Raw genomic sequence first — 22352 nt, forward strand, 5'->3', positions numbered from 1 at the left:
CCCACGAATTTGCTTCGTGAGAGCGCGCTTGCCCCGCGATGTCATTCAACGCTTTCCTAGAAATCGGCCAGCGGCCAGACATCATAGGCAGGCGTTTCATACGGGTGGCTCTGCTTGAGCGCAGCGACCACCTGGGCGATAAGCGCATCAGCCACCACCAGCTCCACCTTCCATTCCTCGACCACCTCGACCTGACCGGTCTGCCCGAGGTACGGCTGGCTGCCGTGCAACGGGCGGAACTGGCCCTGGCCGAGGGTCTGCCAGGCGCAGTGGTCATAGTCGCCAATGCGCCCGCCACCGGCGGCGAACACAGCGACCTTGACCACTTCGACATGGCTGTCGGGGACGAAGAAGGCGAGCTTGTACACGCCTTAGTTCACCCACACCCGCGCGTTACGGAACATGCGCATCAGGGCCGCGTCTTCCTGCCACTCATCCGGGCGCCAGGAGTTCTGCACGGCGCGGAACATACGCTCCGGGTGCGGCATCATGATGGTCACGCGACCGTCGCGGCTGGTCAGGCCGGTGATCCCGCGCGGCGAACCGTTCGGGTTGGCCGGGTAGGCTTCGGTGACCTTGCCGTGGTTGTCGACGTAGCGCAGGGCCACGCAACCGGACAGGTCGGCTTCCAGCAGTGCCTCTTCGCTGGCGAATTCGGCATGGCCTTCACCGTGGGCGATGGCGATCGGCATGCGCGAACCGGCCATGCCCTGCAGGAAGATCGAGTTGGACTTCTGCACCTCGACCATGGCCACACGGGCTTCGAACTGCTCCGAGCGGTTGCGCACGAAGTGCGGCCAGTACTCGGTGCCCGGGATCAGCTCGTGCAGGTTGGACATCATCTGGCAACCGTTGCACACGCCCAGGGCGAAGCTGTCGGTACGCTCGAAGAAGGCCTGGAAGGCATCGCGGGCACGGGCGTTGAAGAGCGCCGACTTGGCCCAGCCCTCACCGGCACCGAGCACGTCGCCGTAGGAGAAGCCGCCGCAGGCCACCAGGCCCTTGAACGCTTCGAAATCGACACGACCAGACAGGATGTCGCTCATATGCACGTCGACGGCGGCGAAGCCGGCGCGGTCGAAGGCCGCGGCCATCTCGACCTGGCCGTTGACGCCCTGTTCGCGCAGGATCGCCACTTGCGGGCGCACGCCCTTCTTGATGTACGGCGCGGCGATGTCTTCGTTGACGTCGTAGCCGAGCTTGACCGACAGGCCTGGGTTGTCTTCCTCGAGCAGCGCGTCGAACTCCTGGTCGGCGCAGTCGGCGTTGTCGCGCAGGCGCTGGACCTGGTAGCTGGTCTCGGCCCACTGGCGCTGCAGCAGGCGACGGTCGCCCTTGAACAGCTCTTCGCCTTCGAACTTGATCAGCACTTCACCGTTGTTGATCGGCTGGCCGATCACCGCGACGCAATCTTCGCCCAGGCCTGCGGCGCTGAACTGCGCCAGCACATCCGGCGTGGCGTCCTGACGGACCTGGATCACCGCGCCCAGCTCTTCGTTGAAGAGGATGGCGGCGACTTTCTCGCGCTTGCTGGTCAGGTTGCCCAGTTCCAGCTCCAGGCCACAGTGGCCGGCGAAGGCCATTTCCAGCACGGTGGTCAGCAGGCCACCGTCGGAACGGTCGTGGTAGGCCAGCAGGTGGCCGTCTTCGTTCAGGCCCTGGATAACGGCAAAGAACGCCTTGAGGTCTTCGGCGTCGTCGACGTCCGGCGCCTGGGCGGCCAGCTTGCCGTGGGTCTGCGCCAGGATCGAGGCGCCCATTCGGTTCTTGCCACGGCCCAGGTCGATCAGGATCAGGTCGGTCTCGCCCTTGTCCATGCGCAGCTGCGGGGTCAGGGTCTTCCGGATGTCGGTGACCGGGGCGAAGCCGGTGATGATCAGCGACATCGGCGAGGTGACGCTCTTCTGCTCGCCGGCTTCGCTCCACTGCGTCTTCATCGACATCGAGTCTTTACCCACCGGAATGGTGATGCCCAGCTCCGGGCACAGCTCCATGCCGACGGCCTTGACGGTGTCGTACAGGCGGGCGTCTTCGCCCGGGTGGCCGGCGGCGGACATCCAGTTGGCCGACAGCTTGATGTCGGACAGCTTCTCGATGCGCGAGGCGGCCAGGTTGGTCAGGGTCTCGCCGATCGCCATGCGCCCGGACGCCGGGGCGTCGAGCAGGGCCAGCGGGGTACGCTCGCCCATGGCCATGGCTTCACCGGTGTAGACGTCGAAGCTGGTGGCGGTGACGGCGCAGTCGGCCACCGGAACCTGCCACGGGCCGACCATCTGGTCGCGGGCCACGAGGCCGGTAATGGTGCGGTCGCCAATGGTGATCAGGAAGCTCTTGCTGGCCACGGCCGGGTGACGCAGCACGCGCTCGACCGAGTCCTTGAGTTCCAGGGTGCTCGGGTCGAACTCATCGCCCAGCTCCGCTTCGCGGGTGACCGAGCGGTGCATGCGCGGCGGCTTGCCCAGCAGCACGTCCAGCGGCATGTCCACCGGGGTGTTGTCGAAGTGGCTGTCGGTAACGGTCAGGTGTTTCTCTTCGGTGGCCTCGCCGACCACCGCGAACGGGCAACGCTCGCGCTCGCAGATGGCCTGGAAGCGCTCGAAGTCCTCGGCGCTGACCGCCAGCACGTAGCGCTCCTGCGATTCGTTGGACCAGATCTCGTGCGGGGCCATGCCCGGCTCGTCGTTGGGCACGTTGCGCAGTTCGAAGCGGCCACCGCGGCCACCGTCGTTGACCAGCTCGGGGAAGGCGTTGGAAATGCCGCCAGCGCCGACGTCGTGGATGAAGGCGATGGGGTTCTTGTCACCCAGCTGCCAGCAGCGGTCGATGACCTCCTGGCAACGGCGTTCCATTTCCGGGTTCTCGCGCTGCACCGAGGCGAAGTCCAGGTCGGCGGAGCTGGCGCCAGTGGCAACCGACGAAGCGGCGCCGCCACCCAGGCCGATCAGCATGGCCGGGCCGCCAAGCACGATCAGCTTGGCGCCGACGGTGATCTCGCCCTTCTGCACATGGTCTTCACGGATGTTGCCCATGCCGCCGGCGAGCATGATCGGCTTGTGGTAGCCACGGACTTCCTCGCCGTGCGGGGTGTTGATGCCCTGCTCGAAGGTACGGAAGTAGCCGGTCAGGGCCGGGCGACCGAATTCGTTGTTGAACGCGGCGCCGCCCAGCGGGCCTTCGATCATGATGTCGAGGGCGTCGACGATGCGCTCGGGCTTGCCGTACGGCTTTTCCCAAGGCTGCTCGAAACCGGGGATGCGCAGGTTGGAAACGGTGAAACCGGTCAGCCCGGCCTTGGGCTTGGCACCACGGCCGGTGGCGCCTTCGTCGCGGATTTCGCCGCCGGAGCCGGTGGAGGCGCCGGAGAACGGGGCGATGGCGGTCGGGTGGTTGTGCGTCTCGACCTTCATCAGGATGTGTACCGGCTCCTGCACCGCGCCGTACTGGCGGGTCTCAGGGTTCGGGAAGAAGCGCCCGGCCACCGAACCGACGATCACCGAGGCGTTGTCCTTGTAGGCCGACAGCACGCCTTCGCTGTGCATCTGGTAGGTGTTCTTGATCATGCCGAACAGGCTCTTCTCCTGCGCCTGGCCGTCGATGTCCCAGCTGGCGTTGAAGATCTTGTGGCGGCAGTGCTCGGAGTTGGCCTGGGCGAACATCATCAGTTCGATGTCGTTCGGGTTGCGCGCAAGGCCCTGGAAGGCGGCGACCAGGTAGTCGATCTCGTCTTCGGCCAGGGCCAGGCCCAGGTCGATGTTGGCCTGGGCCAGGGCGGCGCGGCCACCGGCCAGGATGTCGACCGAGGTCATCGGCTTGGGCTGGGCGTGGCTGAACAGGTCGGCGGCGTCTTCCAGCTTGCCCAGCACGCGCTGGGTCATGCGGTCGTGCAGCTCGGCGGCGATGGCCTGGGCGTCGGCGTCATTGATATTGCCGGCTACGTAGTAGGCGATGCCGCGCTCCAGGCGCTGGATCGACTGCAGGCCGCAGTTGTGGGCGATGTCGCTGGCCTTGGATGCCCAGGGCGAGATGGTGCCCAGGCGCGGCACGACCAGGAACAGGCGGCCACTCGGCTCCTGTACCGGCACGCTCGGGCCGTACTTGAGCAGACGGCCCAGCACCTGCTGCTGGTCGGCGGTCAGCTCGCCGTCGACGTCGGCGAAGTGGGCGAATTCGGCATACAAACCAGTAACAGCGGGGACTTTCTGGCTCAGTTGCTCGAGTAATTTACCGTGGCGAAAGGCAGAAAGGGCAGGAGCGCCGCGCAGGATCAACATCGTCGGGACAGCCTCAGGAAGGGGTGTGCTTAGAGGCCGTGCATTCTAGCCTAATTCGCAGGCTTTCGGCACCCGCTCTAAGCCAATGCTGCCGGGCGGTGGAACCGGACCCAGGGGTCAAAAAATCACCCCTTGCGCCACTCCCGTCACAGCGCCTGCTACCAGACAAGCCACCTATTGTCGAGATATGGCGCCGGCAGTCCTTTGCGTATACTGCACCCTATGTTCGCCCACACTGCTTTGCGCCAGCGTTGCGCCAAATGGCTCTTCGCAACCGGACTCTTCCTGATGCTCGGTGCCTGCGTTGAAAAACCCAGCACCCTCGAGCGCGTCAAGGAGGATGGCGTATTGCGCGTGATTACCCGCAACAGCCCGGCCACCTACTTCCAGGACCGCAACGGCGAAACCGGTTTCGAGTACGAACTGGTCAAGCGCTTCGCCGATGACCTGGGGGTAAAACTCGAGATCGAGACCGCCGACAACCTCGACCAATTGTTCGACCAGTTGGGCAAACCCTCCGGCCCGGTGCTGGCCGCCGCCGGCCTGGTCAGCAGCGAGCGACGCGCCAGCCAGGCGAAGTTCTCCCACCCTTATCTCGAGGTGACCCCGCAGGTCATCTACCGCAACGGCCGCTCGCGCCCGACCAATGCCAAGGGCCTGGTGGGCAAGAAGATCATGGTGCTCAAGGGCAGCAGCCACGCCGACCAGCTGGCCGAGCTGAAAAAGCAGTATCCGGGGCTGGAATATGAAGAATCCGACGCCGTCGAAGTGGTCGACCTGCTGCGCATGGTCGACGAAGGCCAGATCGACCTGACCCTGGTCGACTCCAACGAACTGGCCATGAACCAGGTCTACTTCCCCAACGTGCGCGTGGCCTTCGACCTGGGCGACACCCGTGACCAGCGCTGGGCGGTGGCCGCCGGCGAAGACAACAGCCTGCTCAACGAGATCAACGAGTTTCTCGACAAGTCGCAGAAGAACGGCACGCTTCAACGCCTGAAGGACCGTTACTACGGCCATGTCGATGTGCTGGGCTACGTCGGCGCCTACACCTTCGCCCAGCACCTGCAGCAACGCCTGCCCAAGTACGAGAAACACTTCAAGACCAGCTCCAAGGTCGAACAGGTGGACTGGCGGCTGCTGGCCGCGATCGGCTACCAGGAATCGATGTGGCAGCCGGAGGTCACCTCCAAGACCGGTGTGCGCGGCCTGATGATGCTGACCCAGCGCACCGCCCAGGCCATGGGCGTGTCCAACCGCCTGGACCCCCGGCAGAGCATCCAGGGCGGCGCCAAGTACTTCATGCTGGTCAAGGACCAGCTCGACGACAGCATCAAGGAGCCGGACCGCACCTGGTTCGCCCTGGCGGCCTACAACGTCGGCAGCGGCCACCTGGAAGACGCCCGCACCCTGGCCAAGCGCGAAGGCCTGAACCCGAACAAGTGGCTGGACGTGAAGAAGATGCTGCCGCGCCTGTCGCAGAAGCAGTGGTACAGCAAGACCAAGTACGGTTATGCCCGGGGCGGTGAGCCGGTGCATTTCGTCGCCAACATCCGCCGCTACTACGACATCCTCACCTGGGTCACGCAACCGCAGCTCGAAGGCCAGGTGGCCGAGGGCAACCTGCATGTGCCTGCGGTGAACAAGGACAAGCCAGCGGAGCAAGCGGCGCCGATGTGAGTCTTCAAGACCACTTCACCGGCAAGCCAGCTCCCTTGATCGCCCTTCTAAAGCCGAGCGCCATCCTGTGGGAGCTGGCTTGCCAGCGATGAGGCCGGCGCAGGTTAGCCCTTGGCCCGCCGAGCCTTGAAAAACTCGCTGAGTATCGCGCCGCATTCCTCGGCCAGCACCCCGCCCTCGTACATCACCCGATGATTGAGAAAGCTCTGGGTGAAGAACTGCCCCTGGCTCTGCACGATCCCTGCCTTGGGCTCCAGCGCGCCGTAGACCACCCGCGCCACCCGCGAATGGACGATCAGCCCCGCGCACATGCTGCACGGCTCCAGCGTCACGTACAGGGTGCTGCCCGGCAGGCGGTAGTTGCTGGCGGACTTGGCCGCAGCGCGGATCGCCACCATCTCGGCATGGGCGCTGGGGTCGCTGTCGAGGATCGGCCGGTTGAAGCCCTGGCCGAGCACCTGGCCGTGCTGCACCAGCACCGCGCCCACCGGCACCTCGCCCAGGGCCGCGCCCTGGGCCGCCAGTTCCAGGGCCAGGCGCATGAATTCCTGATCGCGGCTGCGATCGATGATCTGCGGACGCATCAGACCACCGCGATCGCGGCCATCAGGCCGGTTTCCATGTGGTCGATGACATGGCAGTGGAACATCCAGGTGCCTGGGTTATCCGCCACCAGCGCCACCTGCGCCCGCTCGTTCTTGCCCAGCAGGTAAGTGTCGGTGAACCACGGCTCGACGATCTTGCGCCGATTGGAGGCGATCACCTTGAAACTCATGCCGTGCAGGTGGATCGGGTGCTGGTACTGGGTCATGTTCTTCAGCTCGAGGATATAGCTCTTGCCCTTCTGCAGCGTGGCGATGGGCCGGTCGGCGCAAGTCTTGTCGGTGATGTCCCAGGCCTGGCCGTTGATCTGCCACAGACTCGGCGGCTTGCCGTTCTCGGTATTCACCGAAACCTTGCCGACCCATTCGAAATTGAAGTTGAGCTTCTCGGCATTCTCCAGGTCCGGCTCGGCGACCGGGTTCGGCGGCAGCGCCTTGGGCCAGTCGCCCGGCGCCTCGCTGCTGGCCACCGAGCGCAAGGTGCCCAGGCGCACGAAGCCATCACGCAACGAGACCTCCTCGCTCGCCTCGGGTATGCGGATCGCCAGGCAGATGCGCATGCCGGGGCCAAGCCAGTACTCCTCGTCCAGCGGGCGCGGGGTGATCGGGTTGCCATCGAGGGCGTAGATCATCGCCTCGCAGTTGCCCTTGAGGTTCAGGCGGTAGGTCCAGGTATTGTCCAGGTTCAGCAGGCGCACCCGTACCACCTGCCCGGCCGGCAGCTCGGTGACCGACTCGGCCTGGCCATTGATGGTGATCAGCCGCCCGGCAGTGCCGTTGCGCGCCGCCTCGCGGGGGATGCTGAACGGCAGCCAGGCGCCCTGCTCGTCCACGTGCCAGTTCTTCAGGCTCAGCGTGCGCTCGTGCTTGAAACCGGTCGGTTCGCGCTCTTCGACGATCAGCGGGCCGACCAGCCCGCGCCCCAGTTCCTCGGAGCTGCTCACGTGGGGGTGGTACCAGTAGCTGCCGGCATCCGGCACACGGAACTTGTAGTCGAAATATTCGCCGGGCTTGACCGGCAATTGCGACACGTACGGCACGCCGTCCATTTCCAGCGGCAGGCGGATACCGTGCCAATGGATGGTGGTCTCGACGGGTAGATGGTTGATGAAGCGCACCCGCAACCAGGTACCCTGGCGCACCCGCAACTCAGTGCCCGGCGCCGACGGGCCGAAGGCCCAGGCCTCGGTCTTGAAGCCCGGCACCAGCTCGACGTCCAGGGGCGCGGCGATCAGCTCGTAGTCGTGCCCGGCGTTGTCGTCCTCGACCTTGCCCAGCCAGTAACGCGCCGCGCCACCGGCGCCCAGGCCTACCACTACAAGGCCGGTCAGGCCCTTGAGCATTTGTCGACGGGTGAAGGACATTGGTGCGGGTACCTCGTGTTCTGCGCAATCAAGCTGCCAGCATGGCTGGCGATGAAGGGCGAATACGATACACCTGCAATTGGGAAATATTAAGTGAAGTCTCTTTGGATGCTGCCCGCAGCCTTGCTATCACAAGTGCTGCCTGGAGCCAGACAAAGGTCATTGAACCACTGCTGGTCATCAGCGGACGGCACGCGCAAGGCGGCCTGCAGCAATTGTGGGTCGAGCAGGATATCCAGGTTGTTCAGGCGCGTGGCGAGGTCGGGGTGCGTATCGAATGGATGGGTAGTGGCCAGCCCCAGCACTTCCTCGCCCAGTTGCAACGGCGTGCCTTGCAGGTGCGCCGCCAGCGCCCGCAAAAGGTTGCTGCCACCGTGGGCGACCAACAAGCCGTCGATCACCCGCCCCAGGGCAATCACCCGTAACAGCGCCTGTACGAACAGCTTCGGGCCAGCGACCTCGGCACCTGCCCGATCAGCCAGCAATTCCTGTGCACGCCCCCAGTGATGAACCGCAAGCTGAAAATGGTGCAAGAACTGCCCGGCCAGCCACAAGGTGGGCCGAACCACCCAGCGCGGAGCATCCTCGTCGCCGACCATGGCCGAATAATGCGCGCACATCAGGCTGAAACGCGCACTGGTTTCGCTGCCCCGCTCCGTATCACGGCGCCTGAAGTGGCCCAGTTCGTGACCGATGACCGAGGCCGCCTCTGCCTGGCTCAAGGCGGCCAGGCAAGGTAGAGGCAGATACAACGTACGCCCCCTGAGGACCTGCCCACCGGGCTGCAGCAGGATCGGAACGCTGGTGACGAAAAAACCCTGGTCAAGGCCGACCACGATATGGTCCGGGACAGGCGCGTGCAGTTGTGTTGCCAAGGTCTCGATCCACTGCCACACCGCTGGCGTCGCCTGCCTGCCTAGCGGGCGGGCGAGAAATCTGGCGGTCGGAGACTGCATCAGCGGCCAGTGCCGACGCATTCGCCAGACCTGGCGAACACACACAACCAGGACTGAGGCCAGCGGCAGCACCACGACCAGCACCGTCATGCCGCCCTGCGCTGCGCGGCTTGCTCCGGAACTGGCCTCATAGAGCAGCAACAGGCACAGCGAACCGGCAAGCATGACCATGTAGAGACTCAAGCAACAGCCCAAGGCCTGCCAGTTGGCCATCATGCGTTCATACAGGTAGGCCGCAGAGCGCAGCGCCCGCCAGGCAGCCAACTTCAGCTTGAGCCAGGCCCAGAGGCCTGCCAGCAGAGCGGCCACTGCCAGCCAGCAGCTCACACTGGCCATCACCTTGCGTACGCTTACCCAAAGACGATCCGCATCGAGCAGGTCCAGTTGACGCTGCAGGGCCTGCCGCGGATCGACATGCCTGGCAAGCTCCTTGCGGGCTTCCCACGGCAATTGGCGTAGCAACGTCTCATTGGGGGCAGCCAGCCATTGCCGTATGGTCAGGGCCTGATCCTGCGCCGTGTCAGCCCGCCAGTACTGCACTTTACCCCAGCCAAACAGCACCAGAGGCAACAGCAGCAGGATCAGGCCCCAACCGAAGCGCTTCATTGCCCCAGAGCGCCAACGGTCACGTTCAGGCTCATCTGGCCGCTTCACCCAGACGCGCCACACCCGGAAACAGCTGCGCCAACGTACGCCTGGCCTGGGCCGCTTGCACATAGGCATAAAGCAGATCCACCAGTTCCTGCAGGCCAAGGCGGCGCCCGGCTACGACGGGCGTGCACAACCACAGCCTGACGCGCAAGCCGCCCGCGACGACCACCGCGTCAGGTGAGGCCAGCGCCCTGAAACAGGCCGGTGCCAGCACTGGTGCATGGCTGAACGCCGACACGGTAAAGATCAGCCGGGTAGTGAAGTAACCCTGCTCGACCTCGAAGCCGTCGAAGGAGTCCAGTGGGATCGGCGCCTGCGCGTTGGCGAAGCACAGGGTATCTGGTGTCACGCTCAGCACCCGCTTGCCGTGCCGTCGGTATAGCACGACGGCACAGGCCAGCCCCGCCACCCCGACGCCGGCCAGGCCGAGGCCGAAACCAGACATCAGCCAGATGACACCGCTGCTGGCACCGGGACTGAACCGCACCGCCAGAGTGGTCAGCCATATGCCCAGCGCGCCGAACAACAGGCCAATCACGGCACATGCCAGCGCCTTGCCGAGCGAATGCTCCAGCAGTACGAAGCTGTCGGTGGGGCCATCAGCCTGAGCCTGCAGGTACGCGAGGTGGGCTTCGCGTTCGCCGTTATCCATCGTTCTGCAACAGATCCAGTTGCCGTTGCGCATGTGCCGCATCGCGGTAGGCTGCCAGCAGCGCGAGCACTTCCTCGTTCCCCAGCTTGCGTCCGTTGCTGGCCAGGCCTGCGGACATGATGCGGATCTGCGGCCGCGGTTTCTTCAACACCATGGCCTGGTTACCGAAGAACTGCAGTTTCACCACATGATGCTTTGGCAGGACGGCTTCGCTGCTCATTTCCAGCGTCTGTACCATGACCAGCCCTTCATCCTTGACCGAAACGTCCTCCACTTCCGCCAGGTCTACCGGTGCATCCAGCGTATCGACGAACAACTGCCGGCGGGTCAAGCGCATGAAGACCTGGGTACCGGCATTACGGTGTTGCCAGGTCACCGCTGCTGCGATCAAGGTGATGAAGACACCTGCTGCAACCGCCCCCAAGCGTTCCGGATTGAAGGTCACGGCCGTGATAATCAGTGCACCCAGCAACAATACTGGCCCCCAGATCCGGTAACGCCGGGAGTTGGTGAACTCGCTCTGCTCGGGCACGCGCTCGATTACCTGCTTGAGCTCAGCGATCACTCGGTCGCGCTGGGCGGCACGGCTTTGCTCGTAGTCCTGGCCCAGCGAGCCAGACAGTTCGGAGAGCGGGTCGTTGAACTCGCTCATGATCATTGCGCCTCCGTGTTCTGTGCTGCCAGATAATCGGTAAGGAACGCCTGGGCATTGCCCTCACGCGACAGCCCTTCCGAATAGCCGACCTGCTGTGTCTGCGCCTCACCCGGCAGGTTCAACTCGCCGCCCCAGTTGCCCTGGATGATCAGCACCACGTACTTCTTGCCGTCCACGGTGGTGGAGTAGCGGGTGTCCTTGCTGGTCTTCTCCACCTGCATTTTCTGGATGCGCATGTTCCAGTCGTGATCGATGCCTTCGATTTGTACCAGCGCTTCGTTGGCGGCACGTTCACCGATACGCAGCGTCCACACCTTGGTCCCTTGCGCCCCCATGTAGGCAACTACCTGGTCGGCCACTTCCGGCCGTTGTTCAGCGTGAACCTGGCCCAGCCACAGGGCGAACGCAGCCACCACCAGGGCTGTCCATTTGCGATAAGCGAGCATGTCTTCTCCATCCTGAATCGAAACAAACGCCCATTGAAATAAGCCTGGCCCGACTAGCCAACCCCGCTGACCGGCTTGCACAACAGACAGCACCCTGCGCACAACGGCTGTCGCTGAAAATGTGCACGCGTTACCATTCGCGGCCATGCCGCCCTCAGCCAAGGATGCCAAGCGCACATGCGATCGATCAGCCCCTACCTCGACACCGACTTTTCATTCGATAGCCCCGGGTCACTCGCTGATGCTGGTGTACTGGATGCGAGCAGCGCGCGAGTGATGGGTAGCGCGACCGGCCACTATCGGGCGCAGACGGTACACAGCGGGTTGCAATACTTCGATTGCAACCTGCAGTTTCCAGAGCCGCTGAGGATCGACAAGGTGCTGCCGCAAAGCCTGTGCATCGTGCAGGTGTTCGACGGGGCGTGGCAGCACACGGTGGACGGAAGGCTCAACAGTTATGCCCCTGGCCAGTTGCACATGCTGAGCCTGGGTGAAAGCCTGGAGGCGCAGGACCAACTGCCCGCCAACAGTCATGCCCGCATGGCCGGAGTACGTATTGCCGGCGATTACCTGCAAGAGCTGGCCCGGGAGGACGCGCAGCTCAAGCCCCTGTTGGCACTTGTCGCCGACGGCATGCGCTTCGACCAGCTACCGCAGTGTCCAGCGGTGAGCCGCCTGTTCCGGCAGCTGTATCTGTCACCCTATACCGGCGGACTCAGGCGCCTGCATTGCGAGAGCCTGAGCTTGGCCATCTTGCTGGAACTGGCCAGCCACCTGATCGGGCACAGATCCGCCGAGAAGAGTCAAGACCGGGGGCGCCGCGACCTGGCCATTGAAACGCGCCGCCAGCTCGATGAAAACCTGAACGCACCGCCCACTGCTGCCGCACTCGCTCGCCAGCTGGGGGTGAGCGAGACCACCTTGCGCCGCGCTTTCAGCCACGAATACGGTCGGTCGCTCTTGCAGTATGTTCGGCAACAGAGAATGGAGCTGGCCCGCGCCCTGCTGCTGGAGCGTCGCTGGCAGGTATCGCAGGTTGCCTATCATGTCGGCTACGCCAACCCGGCCAATTTCTGCCATGCCTACAAGGCGTATTTTGGGCATTCTCCCGGGGCTGAGTAGGGTTCAGCCCCCCCAAAAAAACGGGCCTGCAATGCAGGCCCGTTTCATTCAACCGCGACTCGGGATCATTCCCACTCGATGGTCGCTGGCGGCTTGCTCGACACGTCATAGGTGACGCGGGAGATACCGTCGATTTCGTTGATGATACGGCCGCTGACGGTTTCCAGCAGCTCGTACGGCAGGTGCGCCCAGCGCGCGGTCATGAAGTCCACGGTCTCGACGGCACGCAGGGCCACGACCCAGGCGTAGCGACGGCCGTCGCCGACGACGCCGACCGACTTGACCGGCTGGAACACCACGAACGCCTGGCTGGTCTTGTGGTACCAGTCGGCCTTGCGCAGTTCTTCGATGAAGATGTGGTCGGCGCGACGCAGGATGTCGGCGTATTCCTTCTTCACTTCACCGAGGATACGCACGCCCAGGCCTGGGCCCGGGAACGGGTGGCGGTAGACCATGTCGTACGGCAGGCCCAGTTCCAGGCCGATCTTGCGCACTTCGTCCTTGAACAGCTCACGCAGTGGCTCGACCAGCTTGAGGTTCATTTCCTCCGGCAGGCCACCGACGTTGTGGTGCGACTTGATCACGTGAGCCTTGCCGCTCTTGGCGCCGGCCGACTCGATCACGTCGGGGTAGATGGTGCCCTGGGCGAGGAACTGGATGTTCTCCAGCTTGCTGGCCTCGGCATCGAACACGTCGATGAAGGTGCGGCCGATGATCTTGCGCTTCTTCTCAGGGTCGGCTTCGCCTTGCAGGTTGTCGAGGAACTGCTTCTCGGCATCGGCGCGGATCACCTTGACGCCCATGTTCTCCTTGAACATGGCCATCACCTGGTCGCCTTCGTGCAGGCGCAGCAGGCCGTTGTCGACGAACACGCAGGTCAGCTGGTCGCCGATGGCGCGGTGCAGCAGCGCGGCAACAACCGAGCTGTCGACGCCGCCGGACAGGCCCAGCAGAACGTTGGCCGAACCAACCTGTGCACGTACCTGGGCAATGGCGTCCTCGACGATGTTCGAAGCGGTCCACAGGGCTTCACAGCCGCAGATGTCCTGGACGAAGCGCGACAGGATACGGCCGCCTTGCTTGGTGTGGGTCACTTCCGGGTGGAACTGCACGCCGTAGTAGCCCAGGGCATCGTCGTACATGCCGGCGATCGGGCAGCTCGGGGTGCTGGCCAGCACGCTGAAGTTGCCTGGCATCTGGGTGACCTTGTCGCCGTGGCTCATCCACACGTCCAGGCCCAGCACGCCGTCATCGTCGACATGGTCTTCGATGCCGTCGAGCAGGCGGCTCTTGCCGACCACGTCGACGCGGGCGTAGCCGAACTCGCGCAGGTCGGAACCTTCGACCTTGCCGCCCATCTGCTCGGCCATGGTCTGCATGCCGTAGCAGATGCCCAGCACCGGGACCTTCAGGTCGAACACGGCCTGCGGCGCGCGCGGGCTGTTGGCCTCGTGGACCGACTCGGGGCCACCGGCCAGGATGATGCCGCGCGGGTTGAATTCGCGGATCGCTTCATCGTCCATGTCGAACGGGTGCAGCTCGCAATACACACCGATCTCGCGCACGCGGCGGGCGATCAGCTGGGTGTACTGGGAACCGAAATCGAGGATCAGGATACGGTGAGCGTGAATGTCGAGGGCCATGACTCAATCTCGTCAGTGGAAATCGGAAACGACGCGGGGCTGTGTATGACAGCCCCGTTCGGTAATTGCTGGAAGCCTCAGCCTACGCGGTAGTTAGGGGCTTCCTTGGTGATCTGCACGTCATGCACGTGGGACTCGGCCATGCCGGCACCGGTGATGCGCACGAACTCCGGCTTGGTACGCATCTCTTCGATGGTCGCGCTGCCGGTGTAGCCCATGGACGAACGCAGGCCGCCCATCAGCTGGTGGATGATCGCGGCCAGGGCGCCTTTGTACGGCACGCGACCTTCGATACCTTCCGGCACCAGCTTCTCGGCGCCGGCCGAGGAGTCCTGGAAGTAACGGTCGGACGAGCCTTGCGCCTGCGCCATGGCACCCAGCGAGCCCATGCCACGGTAGGCCTTGTAGGAACGACCCTGGAACAGTTCGACTTCACCCGGTGCTTCTTCGGTACCGGCGAACATCGAACCCATCATCACGCAGGAAGCACCGGCGACGATGGCCTTGGACAGGTCACCCGAGAAACGGATGCCGCCGTCGGCGATCAGTGGCACGCCAGTGCCTTCCAGTGCGGCGGCGACATTGGCGATGGCGCTGATCTGCGGCACGCCGACACCGGCGACGATACGGGTGGTGCAGATCGAGCCTGGGCCGATACCGACCTTGACCGCGTCGGCACCGGCTTCGGCCAGGGCCTTGGCGGCAGCGCCAGTGGCGATGTTGCCGCCGATCACCTGCACTTGCGGGTAGGTCTCTTTGACCCAGCGAACGCGGTCGATCACGCCTTTGGAGTGACCGTGGGCGGTGTCGACGACAACCACGTCAACGCCGGCGGCTACCAGGGCGGCAACACGCTCGCCGGTGTCCTTGCCGGTGCCGACCGCGGCGCCCACGCGCAGACGACCCTGGTCGTCCTTGCTGGCCAGCGGGTAGGCCTTGGCTTTCTCGATGTCCTTGACGGTCATCATGCCCTTGAGGGCGAACTTGTCGTCGACGATCAGGACTTTTTCCAGGCGGTGCTTGTGCAGCAGCTCGCGGACTTCGTTCTTGTCGGCGCCTTCGCGGACGGTGACCAGACGCTCTTTGGGGGTCATCACGTCGCGGACCTTGGCGTCCAGGCGGGTTTCGAAGCGCACGTCGCGGGAAGTGACGATGCCGACCAGGTCACCGTTTTCCAGCACCGGAACACCGGAGATGTTGTTCAGCCGGGTCAGGTCGAACAGGTCGCGCACGGTGGCGTCGGCGTCGATGGTGATCGGGTCCTTGACCACGCCAGCCTCGAACTTCTTGACCTTGCGTACTTCGCCGGCCTGCTGCTCGATGGTCATGTTCTTGTGGATGATGCCGATGCCGCCTTCCTGGGCCATGGCGATGGCCAGGCGCGCTTCGGTCACGGTATCCATGGCGGCGGAGACCAGGGGAATGTTCAGCTCGATGCCACGAGTCAAACGGGTCTTGAGACTGACTTCATTGGGCAGTACCTCGGAGTAGCCAGGTACAAGGAGGATATCGTCGAAGGTCAGGGCTTCTTGGCTGATACGCAGCATCGCGGGGGCTCCCGGGAGGGAAAAATGGAAGCGCGCCATTATACCCATCCATGGCGCGCCGCTCAATGCAAAATAAGGGCCTTCGGTCAGCCTTGCGGCAGTTTTACCTGCACCACCGCCACTGGCTGGTCCAGCCAGTCGGCAAAGCTGTCGAGGAAGGCCTGGGTAAACCCGGCCTCGCCCCAGTTATTGAAGATGAACCCCAGGTTGGAAAAGGCACACGGCTGCAAATAGAGAAAGCCATTGATGTCGTCTTCGAAGCCGCACAGCGGGCAGGTGAAGTTGTCACTCACCCCCGGCATCCACTCCTCCAGGCTCTCGAACAGCGGCTCGCCGACCTCGCGCCGGCACTCCGGGCAACCGGCTTCTTCGAGAAAACCGTCGGTGGGGGTGTAGATGCAACGCTTGAGCATTACCTCCAGGCCGTTGACCTGCTCGCCGAACGGCAACTTCTCGGGATGCAGGGCCACCTTGCGCGCCCCCTCCGCCAGGGCATGGCCCATGCGGTTGCCGGTGCGCCCACAGGTGCTCAACTGTTCCTCGACGATTTTTTCGCGCACCAACCAGCGCAGGATGGCGCGGGCGCGGGCCTCATGGACGGGCACGGTGGACAGTTTGGGGACGATGATGCTCTGGGTATTCATGGGTGAGGCGGGCCTGCGGACTGCGGTAATGGCGCAATTCTAGCGCCTGCTCAGGCGCTCAGATAGCGACCGATCAAGGCCAGGCCGCTGGCCAGGACCAACCAGGTGACCAGGCGGATGAAGGCCTCGCGAGACAGGTTCAAGGTCAGTCGCCTCCCCAACCAGGTGCCCGCGAACATCACCGGCAGCAGGCAGGCGGCGAGCAGCAACAGGCTGGTATCGGCATACACCCCGGCGACCAGGAACAGCGACAGGCGCACCACCGTGCTGCAGCTGATCAGCGCGACCTGGGTCGCGCGCACCTGTTCCTTGGCCTCCAGGCGGGCACTTAGGTAGATCGCGTAGAGGAATCCACCACTGCCGAACAAGGCGCCGAACAACCCGCCCACCGTGCCCATGGGCACCGCCCAGGCGCCCGACAGGCTAGCCGGGCGTACCTTGACCGCCAGGCCATAGACCGCATAGGCGGTCACGAAGATACCCATCAGCAACAGCAACACATCGGACTTGAGCCGCAGCAGGAACACCACGCCCAGGGTGCAACCCACCGCCATGAACGGCAGCAGGCGCAGCAACTCGCCGCGCACCACATCGCGCCGCGACGGCAGCAGGTTGCCGAAGGCTGCGACGAAATCCAGCAGCACCAGCAACGGAATGATCCGTGACAACGGCATGAAATGGATCAGCACGGGGCCGGCGACCAGCGCAGTGCCGAAACCGGCAATACCGAAGACGATATAGGCCACCCCCACTCCCAGCAGGATGGGCAGCCAGTCGAACGTGGAAAACGACAGTTGAGCGAGCATCGCGGCAGTTCCCTTGAAGACAACTGAAGGTTAGCCAGTGACGAGCCATGCCGACTAATATGCATTTTTGCCATTAGCCATCTCGAAAAGGCATGACATGACTTCGATCCGCCAGCTGCGCTACTTCGTCGAAATCGCCGAGGCCGGCAGTTTCAGCGCCGCCGCCGAGCGGCTGTACATTGCCCAGTCGGCCCTCAGCCGGCAGATCAAGGAGCTTGAGCTTCACCTGGGTACCGTCCTGTTCGAACGCACTGCCCGCCAGCCACGGCTGACCGTCGCCGGGCTGGCCTTTCTCGAGCGCGCCCGCCATTTGCTGGCCGACCTGGACAAGGCCGAGCGCCTGGCCCGGGAAATCGGCCAGGGCCTGCGCGGCAGCCTGCGACTGAACCACTCCAGCACCGTGCCGCTGACCGGCCATTTGCTGCAGCGCCTCGGCGGCTACCTCGAGAATAATCCCGGCGTTTCCCTGGAGATCGCTCAGCAATCGTCGGAGGCGCAACTGGAGGACATCGCCGAAGGCCGCCTGGAGATCGGCCTGTTGCGCCTGCCGGTGCTGCGCCAGCATGAAGGCGTGGAGCTGCATGCGCTGTTCGACGAACCCCTGCTGCTGGCAGTGGCGGCGGGCCACCCACTGGCCACGGCAAGCAGTGTTCGACTGGACCAACTGCGCGAGGAACGTTTCATTTCCATCCCCCATCGCCAGCGTGGCGGCCTGAGCTACCTGTCGGCGTCGCTGTGCATGAATGCGGGGTTCTTTCCGCAGGCAGCACAGGTGGTATCGCGCAAGACCACGCAACTGCAACTGATCCAGGCCGGGTTCGGGGTGGCGTTGTTGCCGGCGAGCATGCGCGAGATTGCCCCGCCGGCGGTGCATTTCGTGCCGCTGGACGAGGCGTGCCAAAGTACCGTGGCGCTGGCTTGCCGGCGGGATGCCGGGGAACTGGTGGGCCAGTTCGTGGCGATCATGCAAGGCTGAAGGCCTCATCGCGGGGCAAGCCCGCGATAGAGGCCGGCACAGACAACCAGGCCTTCGCTCATTTATGATGCCCACCATGATCAGAGACCCTTTCGAACGACTCGGCCTGGACCGCGAGGTCCTCACCGTCAGCCAGCTCAACGGCCGCGCCCGCGTGCTGCTCGAGGACGTGTTCCGCAGCGTCTGGGTGGAAGGCGAGATTTCCAACCTCGCCCGCCCGGCCTCCGGCCATATGTATTTCACCCTCAAGGACAGCGGCGCACAGATCCGCTGCGCGCTGTTCCGGCAGAACGCCGCCCGGGTGCGCCAGGCCCTGCGTGACGGCCTGGCGGTACGGGTGCGCGGCAAGGTCTCGCTGTTCGAAGGGCGTGGCGACTACCAGCTGATCCTCGATACGGTCGAACCGGCCGGCGACGGTGCCCTGCGCCTGGCGTTCGAGGCGCTGAAGGAAAAGCTCGGCGCGGAGGGGCTGTTCAGCACCGAACGCAAGAAGCCGCTACCGGCGCACCCGCAACGCATCGGCATCATCACCTCGCCCACCGGCGCGGTGATTCGCGACATCATCAGTGTGTTTGGCCGCCGTGCGCCGCAGGTCGAGTTGAACCTGATCCCCACCGCGGTGCAGGGCCGCGAGGCGATCAGCCAGATCGTCCGCGCCCTGCAGATGGCCGATCGGCAAGGCTTCGACGCGCTGATCCTGGCCCGTGGCGGTGGCTCGCTGGAAGACCTCTGGTGCTTCAACGAAGAGGCCGTGGCCCGCGCCGTGGCCGCCTGCGTCACGCCCATCGTCAGCGCCGTGGGCCATGAGACCGACGTGTCGATCAGCGATTTCGTCGCCGATGTGCGCGCACCCACACCGTCCGCCGCCGCCGAGCTGCTCGCCCCCGACAGCAGCGGCCTGCAGCAGCGCCTTGACGGCCTGCAACGGCGCCTGCTGCTGCGCATGCAGAACCGCCTGGCCCACGACCGCCTGCGCCTCGACGGGCTGGCCCGACGCCTGCGCCACCCCGGCGAGCGCCTGCGCCAGCAAGCCCAGCGCCTGGACGACCTGGACATGCGCCTGCGCCGCGCCTTCATGCTCGACATGAACCAGCGCCAGCAACGCCTCGGCCGCCTCGACACGCGCCTGGCCGCGCAACATCCGGGGCGCAGCCTGAAACTGCTCAAGCAGCGCCTGGACAGCCTCGCCGAACGCCTGCCGCGGGCCATGCGCGACGTGCTCAAGGACCGCCGCCAGCGCTTCCAGGCACAGTTGCAGACCCTGCAGGTGGTCAGCCCGCTGGCCACCCTCGCCCGCGGCTACAGCATCCTCCTGGATGAGCGCGGCCAGGCCATCCGCAGCGCCGCGCAAACCCACAACGGCCAACGCCTGACCGCCCGCCTCAACGAAGGCGAGCTCAAGGTGCGGGTCGAGGACAACCACCAGACCCCGGTCACCCTCTCGCTACTGGACTGACACATGCCACGCCTGTTCGCGCCCCTGCTTGCCCTTGCCCTGCTGCTGCCGGTCACGGCCGCCCACGCCAGCTACATCACCCGCGCCCTCAACAAGCCCGTGCCCGGCGGCGTGGCGGTGGTCGACCTGGGCCCGGCCGCCAGCGCCCCGACCGCGCGCTTCGATGGCAAACCGGTATTGGTGGTCAGGGAGCAGGACAACTGGCTGGCCATCGTCGGTATTCCACTGACGCAAAAGCCCGGCAGTGCCGTGCTGACCCAGGGTGGGCGCAACATTCCTTTCAGTGTCGGCAGCAAGAAGTACCCCGAGCAGCACATCACCTTGAAGAACAAGCGCCAGGTCAACCCTGAACCGCAGGACCTCAAGCGCATCGACCGCGAACTGGCCGAGCAGATAAAGGCCTACCGCAGTTTCAGCCCTGCGCTTCCGAGCAACCTGATCCTCGACAAGCCGGTCAACGGCCCGCTGTCGAGCAAGTTCGGCGTGCGCCGCTTCTTCAATGGCGAGGAACGCAACCCCCATGCCGGCCTGGACTTCGCCGTGCCCGCCGGCACGCCGATCAAGACCCCGGCCAATGGCAAGGTGATCCTGGTGGGCGACTACTTCTTCAATGGCCGCACGGTGTTCGTCGACCATGGGCAAGGCTTCATCAGCATGTTCTGCCACATGTCGAAGATCGACGTGAAGCCGGGCCAGGCGCTGCGCCGTGGCGAGGTGGTGGGCCGCGTGGGCTCCACTGGCCGGGCCACCGGCCCGCACATGCACTGGAACGTCAGCCTCAACGATGCGCGGGTGGATCCGGCGATCTTCATCGGCGCGTTCCAGCCCTGAAATCGCAATCGCGGGGCGAGCCCGCCCCCACGTAGCCCACGCTTGCCCCGCGACTTGCGCAATGAAAAAACTTAACGCAATAAAATCTCATCAGGTCAAATTTAAAAGCCATAAAAACTCAGTAAATTCGTTTTTTTAAGCATTCCTCTCAATTTTCTCGCAATGCTTGCCATACCCAAACCCACTGGTTAGGGTTGAGCATATGAACATCTTCAGCACCCTCCTCCAACAACACCGCAGCCTCTGCCTGGTCAGCGCCCGACTACCAGGGTGAATCGCGTCGCCTCGCCTTTTCATCTCGTACACGTTCGGCAGGCCCGATCACGGCCGCACATAAAAGGATTGCTTCCATGACCATGCTCAAAGATCCATCGAAGAAGTACCGCGCTTTCCCGACCATCGACCTGCCTGACCGTACCTGGCCGTCGAAGACCATCACCCAGGCGCCGATCTGGTGCAGTTCCGACCTGCGTGATGGTAACCAGTCGCTGATCGAGCCGATGGATGCCGAGAAGAAGCTGCGTTTCTGGAAGACCTTGGTACAAGTAGGCGTAAAGGAAATCGAAGCCTCGTTCCCGTCCGCATCGCAGACCGACTTCGACTTCGTGCGCACCCTGATCGAAGACGGCCACATCCCGGACGACACCACTATCCAGGTGCTCACCCAGGCCCGTGAAGACCTGATCGCGCGTACCTTCGAATCCCTGCGCGGCGCCAAGAAGGCCATCGTTCACCTGTACAACGCCACCTGCCCGTCGTTCCGCCGCATCGTCTTCAACCAGGACAAGCAGGGCGTCAAGGACATCGCGGTCAACGCCGCCAAGCTGTTCGTCAAGTACGCGGCGCAGCAGCCTGAAACCCAGTGGACCTTCCAGTACTCGCCCGAAACCTTCAGCGCCACCGAACTGGAGTTCGCCAAAGAGGTGTGCGACGCGGTGATCGAGGTGTGGAACCCGACCCCTGAGCACAAGATCATCCTCAATCTGCCGGCCACCGTCGAAGTCGCCACGCCGAACGTCTACGCCGACCAGATCGAGTGGTTCTGCCGTAACGTCAACCGCCGCGACAGCGTGATCATCAGCCTGCATACCCACAACGACCGGGGCACCGGTATCGCCGCCACCGAGCTGGGCCTGATGGCTGGCGCCGACCGCGCCGAAGGCTGCCTGTTCGGCAACGGCGAGCGTACCGGCAACGTCGACCTGGTGACCCTGGCACTGAACCTCTACACCCAGGGCATCGACCCGCAGCTGGACTTCTCCGATATCGACGGCGTGCGCAAGGTCGTCGAGGAGTGCAACCAGCTGCCGGTGCACCCACGTCACCCGTACGTCGGCGACCTGGTGCACACCGCGTTCTCCGGCTCGCACCAGGACGCCATTCGCAAGGGCTTCGCCAAGCAGCAGGACGGCGAGCTGTGGGAAGTGCCATACCTGCCGATCGACCCGGCCGACATCGGCCGCAGCTACGAGGCGGTAATCCGCGTCAACAGCCAGTCGGGCAAGGGCGGCATCACCTACCTGCTCGAGCAGGAATATGGCATCAGCCTGCCGCGCCGCATGCAGATCGAGTTCAGCCAGGTGGTACAGGGCGAAACCGACCGTCTCGGCCTGGAAATGACCGCCGAGCAGATCTACAAACTGCTGCAGAAGGAATACCTCCAGGCCAACGCGCCATATGCCCTGGTCAGCCACCGCCTGCAGGAAGAGAACGGCAGCAGCCACGTGCAAGTGGAAGTCTCCGGTGAAGGCGAAACCACCCTGCACTGGCACGGCAAGGGCAACGGCGCCCTCGAAGCACTGGTGGCCGGCCTGCCGATCGCCGTGGAGATCATGGATTACAACGAACACGCCATCGGCGCCGGCACCAATGCCAAGGCCGCGGCCTATATCGAGCTGCGCGTGGCCGGCGGGCGTCCGGTGCACGGCGTGGGCATCGACGAGAACATCACCACCGCCAGCTTCAAGGCACTGTTCAGCGCACTGAACCGCTCGCTGAGCCAGCAGCAGGCCAAAGCGGCGTAAGCCAACGCTGATAACCAAAGCCCGCA

The 22352-nt window shown here is 64.4% G+C and carries 18 protein-coding genes; 6 read left to right on the forward strand and 12 right to left on the reverse strand.

Annotation, left to right across the window (positions count from 1 at the left end; all coding sequences use genetic code 11):
- Positions 1 to 56: 56 nt before the first annotated feature.
- Both BMY03_RS16385 and purL read right to left on the reverse strand, forming a co-directional pair.
- Positions 57 to 368 carry a YqfO family protein gene (locus BMY03_RS16385; protein WP_094011677.1) on the reverse strand — a complete coding sequence of 104 codons (312 nt, stop codon included), beginning with the start codon at positions 366 to 368 and terminating at the stop codon, positions 57 to 59.
- A gap of 3 nt (positions 369 to 371) precedes the next feature.
- Positions 372 to 4271 carry a phosphoribosylformylglycinamidine synthase gene (purL, locus tag BMY03_RS16390; protein ID WP_038706725.1) on the reverse strand — a complete coding sequence of 1300 codons (3900 nt, stop codon included), beginning with the start codon at positions 4269 to 4271 and terminating at the stop codon, positions 372 to 374.
- 222 nt (positions 4272 to 4493) lie between these two features.
- Here purL and mltF point away from each other — a divergent pair, with 222 nt between their 5' ends.
- A complete protein-coding gene (gene mltF, locus BMY03_RS16395; RefSeq protein WP_023631723.1) occupies positions 4494 to 5951 on the forward strand; it encodes a membrane-bound lytic murein transglycosylase MltF in 1458 nt (485 codons plus the stop codon).
- A gap of 104 nt (positions 5952 to 6055) precedes the next feature.
- Here the strand turns inward: mltF and tadA are convergent, their stop codons facing one another.
- The 6 genes from tadA to BMY03_RS16425 form a co-directional block, all read right to left on the reverse strand.
- The gene (gene tadA / locus BMY03_RS16400; RefSeq protein ID WP_038706726.1) at positions 6056 to 6535 is read right to left on the reverse strand and encodes a tRNA adenosine(34) deaminase TadA; all 480 of its coding nucleotides are present in this window, start codon (positions 6533 to 6535) and stop codon (positions 6056 to 6058) included.
- Positions 6535 to 7917, reverse strand: coding sequence for a multicopper oxidase family protein (locus BMY03_RS16405; protein WP_094011678.1), 1383 nt, complete (start codon positions 7915 to 7917; stop codon positions 6535 to 6537). The genes tadA and BMY03_RS16405 overlap by 1 nt, the downstream gene beginning before the upstream one ends.
- A gap of 89 nt (positions 7918 to 8006) precedes the next feature.
- Positions 8007 to 9479, reverse strand: coding sequence for a M48 family metallopeptidase (locus BMY03_RS16410; RefSeq protein ID WP_094011679.1), 1473 nt, complete (start codon positions 9477 to 9479; stop codon positions 8007 to 8009).
- 31 nt (positions 9480 to 9510) lie between these two features.
- The gene (locus BMY03_RS16415; protein ID WP_232887998.1) at positions 9511 to 10209 is read right to left on the reverse strand and encodes a hypothetical protein; all 699 of its coding nucleotides are present in this window, start codon (positions 10207 to 10209) and stop codon (positions 9511 to 9513) included.
- Positions 10169 to 10828 (reverse strand): hypothetical protein, encoded by a 660-nt coding sequence (locus BMY03_RS16420; protein WP_082337649.1) that lies wholly within the window; start codon positions 10826 to 10828, stop codon positions 10169 to 10171. The genes BMY03_RS16415 and BMY03_RS16420 overlap by 41 nt, the downstream gene beginning before the upstream one ends.
- Positions 10829 to 10830: 2 nt before the next feature.
- Positions 10831 to 11277, reverse strand: coding sequence for a hypothetical protein (locus tag BMY03_RS16425; protein WP_094011681.1), 447 nt, complete (start codon positions 11275 to 11277; stop codon positions 10831 to 10833).
- 177 nt (positions 11278 to 11454) lie between these two features.
- On the opposite strand from BMY03_RS16425, the gene BMY03_RS16430 reads away from it, so the two are divergent.
- Positions 11455 to 12399, forward strand: a complete 945-nt coding sequence (locus BMY03_RS16430) for a helix-turn-helix transcriptional regulator (protein WP_050704159.1) — start codon at positions 11455 to 11457, stop codon at positions 12397 to 12399.
- 65 nt (positions 12400 to 12464) lie between these two features.
- Here the strand turns inward: BMY03_RS16430 and guaA are convergent, their stop codons facing one another.
- The 4 genes from guaA to BMY03_RS16450 form a co-directional block, all read right to left on the reverse strand.
- On the reverse strand, positions 12465 to 14042 hold the full coding sequence (gene guaA, locus BMY03_RS16435; protein WP_038706730.1) for a glutamine-hydrolyzing GMP synthase: 1578 nt from the start codon (positions 14040 to 14042) through the stop codon (positions 12465 to 12467).
- A 77-nt stretch (positions 14043 to 14119) separates the two neighbouring features.
- Entirely contained in the window at positions 14120 to 15589 is a 1470-nt protein-coding gene (gene guaB, locus BMY03_RS16440) for an IMP dehydrogenase (protein ID WP_023628475.1), read from the reverse strand.
- 86 nt (positions 15590 to 15675) lie between these two features.
- Complete coding sequence (locus BMY03_RS16445; RefSeq protein WP_023628476.1) at positions 15676 to 16233, reverse strand: hypothetical protein; 558 nt, start codon at positions 16231 to 16233, stop codon at positions 15676 to 15678.
- A 50-nt stretch (positions 16234 to 16283) separates the two neighbouring features.
- Positions 16284 to 17039: a sulfite exporter TauE/SafE family protein gene (locus BMY03_RS16450; RefSeq protein WP_094011682.1), complete on the reverse strand. Its 756-nt coding sequence runs from the start codon at positions 17037 to 17039 to the stop codon at positions 16284 to 16286.
- Between the two features lie 97 nt (positions 17040 to 17136).
- Here BMY03_RS16450 and BMY03_RS16455 point away from each other — a divergent pair, with 97 nt between their 5' ends.
- From BMY03_RS16455 to leuA, 4 genes are all read left to right on the forward strand, one after another.
- Complete coding sequence (locus BMY03_RS16455; RefSeq protein WP_094011683.1) at positions 17137 to 18015, forward strand: LysR family transcriptional regulator; 879 nt, start codon at positions 17137 to 17139, stop codon at positions 18013 to 18015.
- Between the two features lie 76 nt (positions 18016 to 18091).
- Positions 18092 to 19471 carry an exodeoxyribonuclease VII large subunit gene (xseA, locus tag BMY03_RS16460; RefSeq protein WP_038707595.1) on the forward strand — a complete coding sequence of 460 codons (1380 nt, stop codon included), beginning with the start codon at positions 18092 to 18094 and terminating at the stop codon, positions 19469 to 19471.
- A gap of 3 nt (positions 19472 to 19474) precedes the next feature.
- Positions 19475 to 20302 (forward strand): M23 family metallopeptidase, encoded by an 828-nt coding sequence (locus BMY03_RS16465; RefSeq protein WP_094011684.1) that lies wholly within the window; start codon positions 19475 to 19477, stop codon positions 20300 to 20302.
- A 350-nt stretch (positions 20303 to 20652) separates the two neighbouring features.
- Positions 20653 to 22326, forward strand: a complete 1674-nt coding sequence (leuA, locus tag BMY03_RS16470; RefSeq protein WP_023632519.1) for a 2-isopropylmalate synthase — start codon at positions 20653 to 20655, stop codon at positions 22324 to 22326.
- Positions 22327 to 22352 lie beyond the last annotated feature (26 nt).

This window comes from Pseudomonas soli, from assembly GCF_900110655.1.
Classification (GTDB): domain Bacteria; phylum Pseudomonadota; class Gammaproteobacteria; order Pseudomonadales; family Pseudomonadaceae; genus Aquipseudomonas; species Aquipseudomonas soli.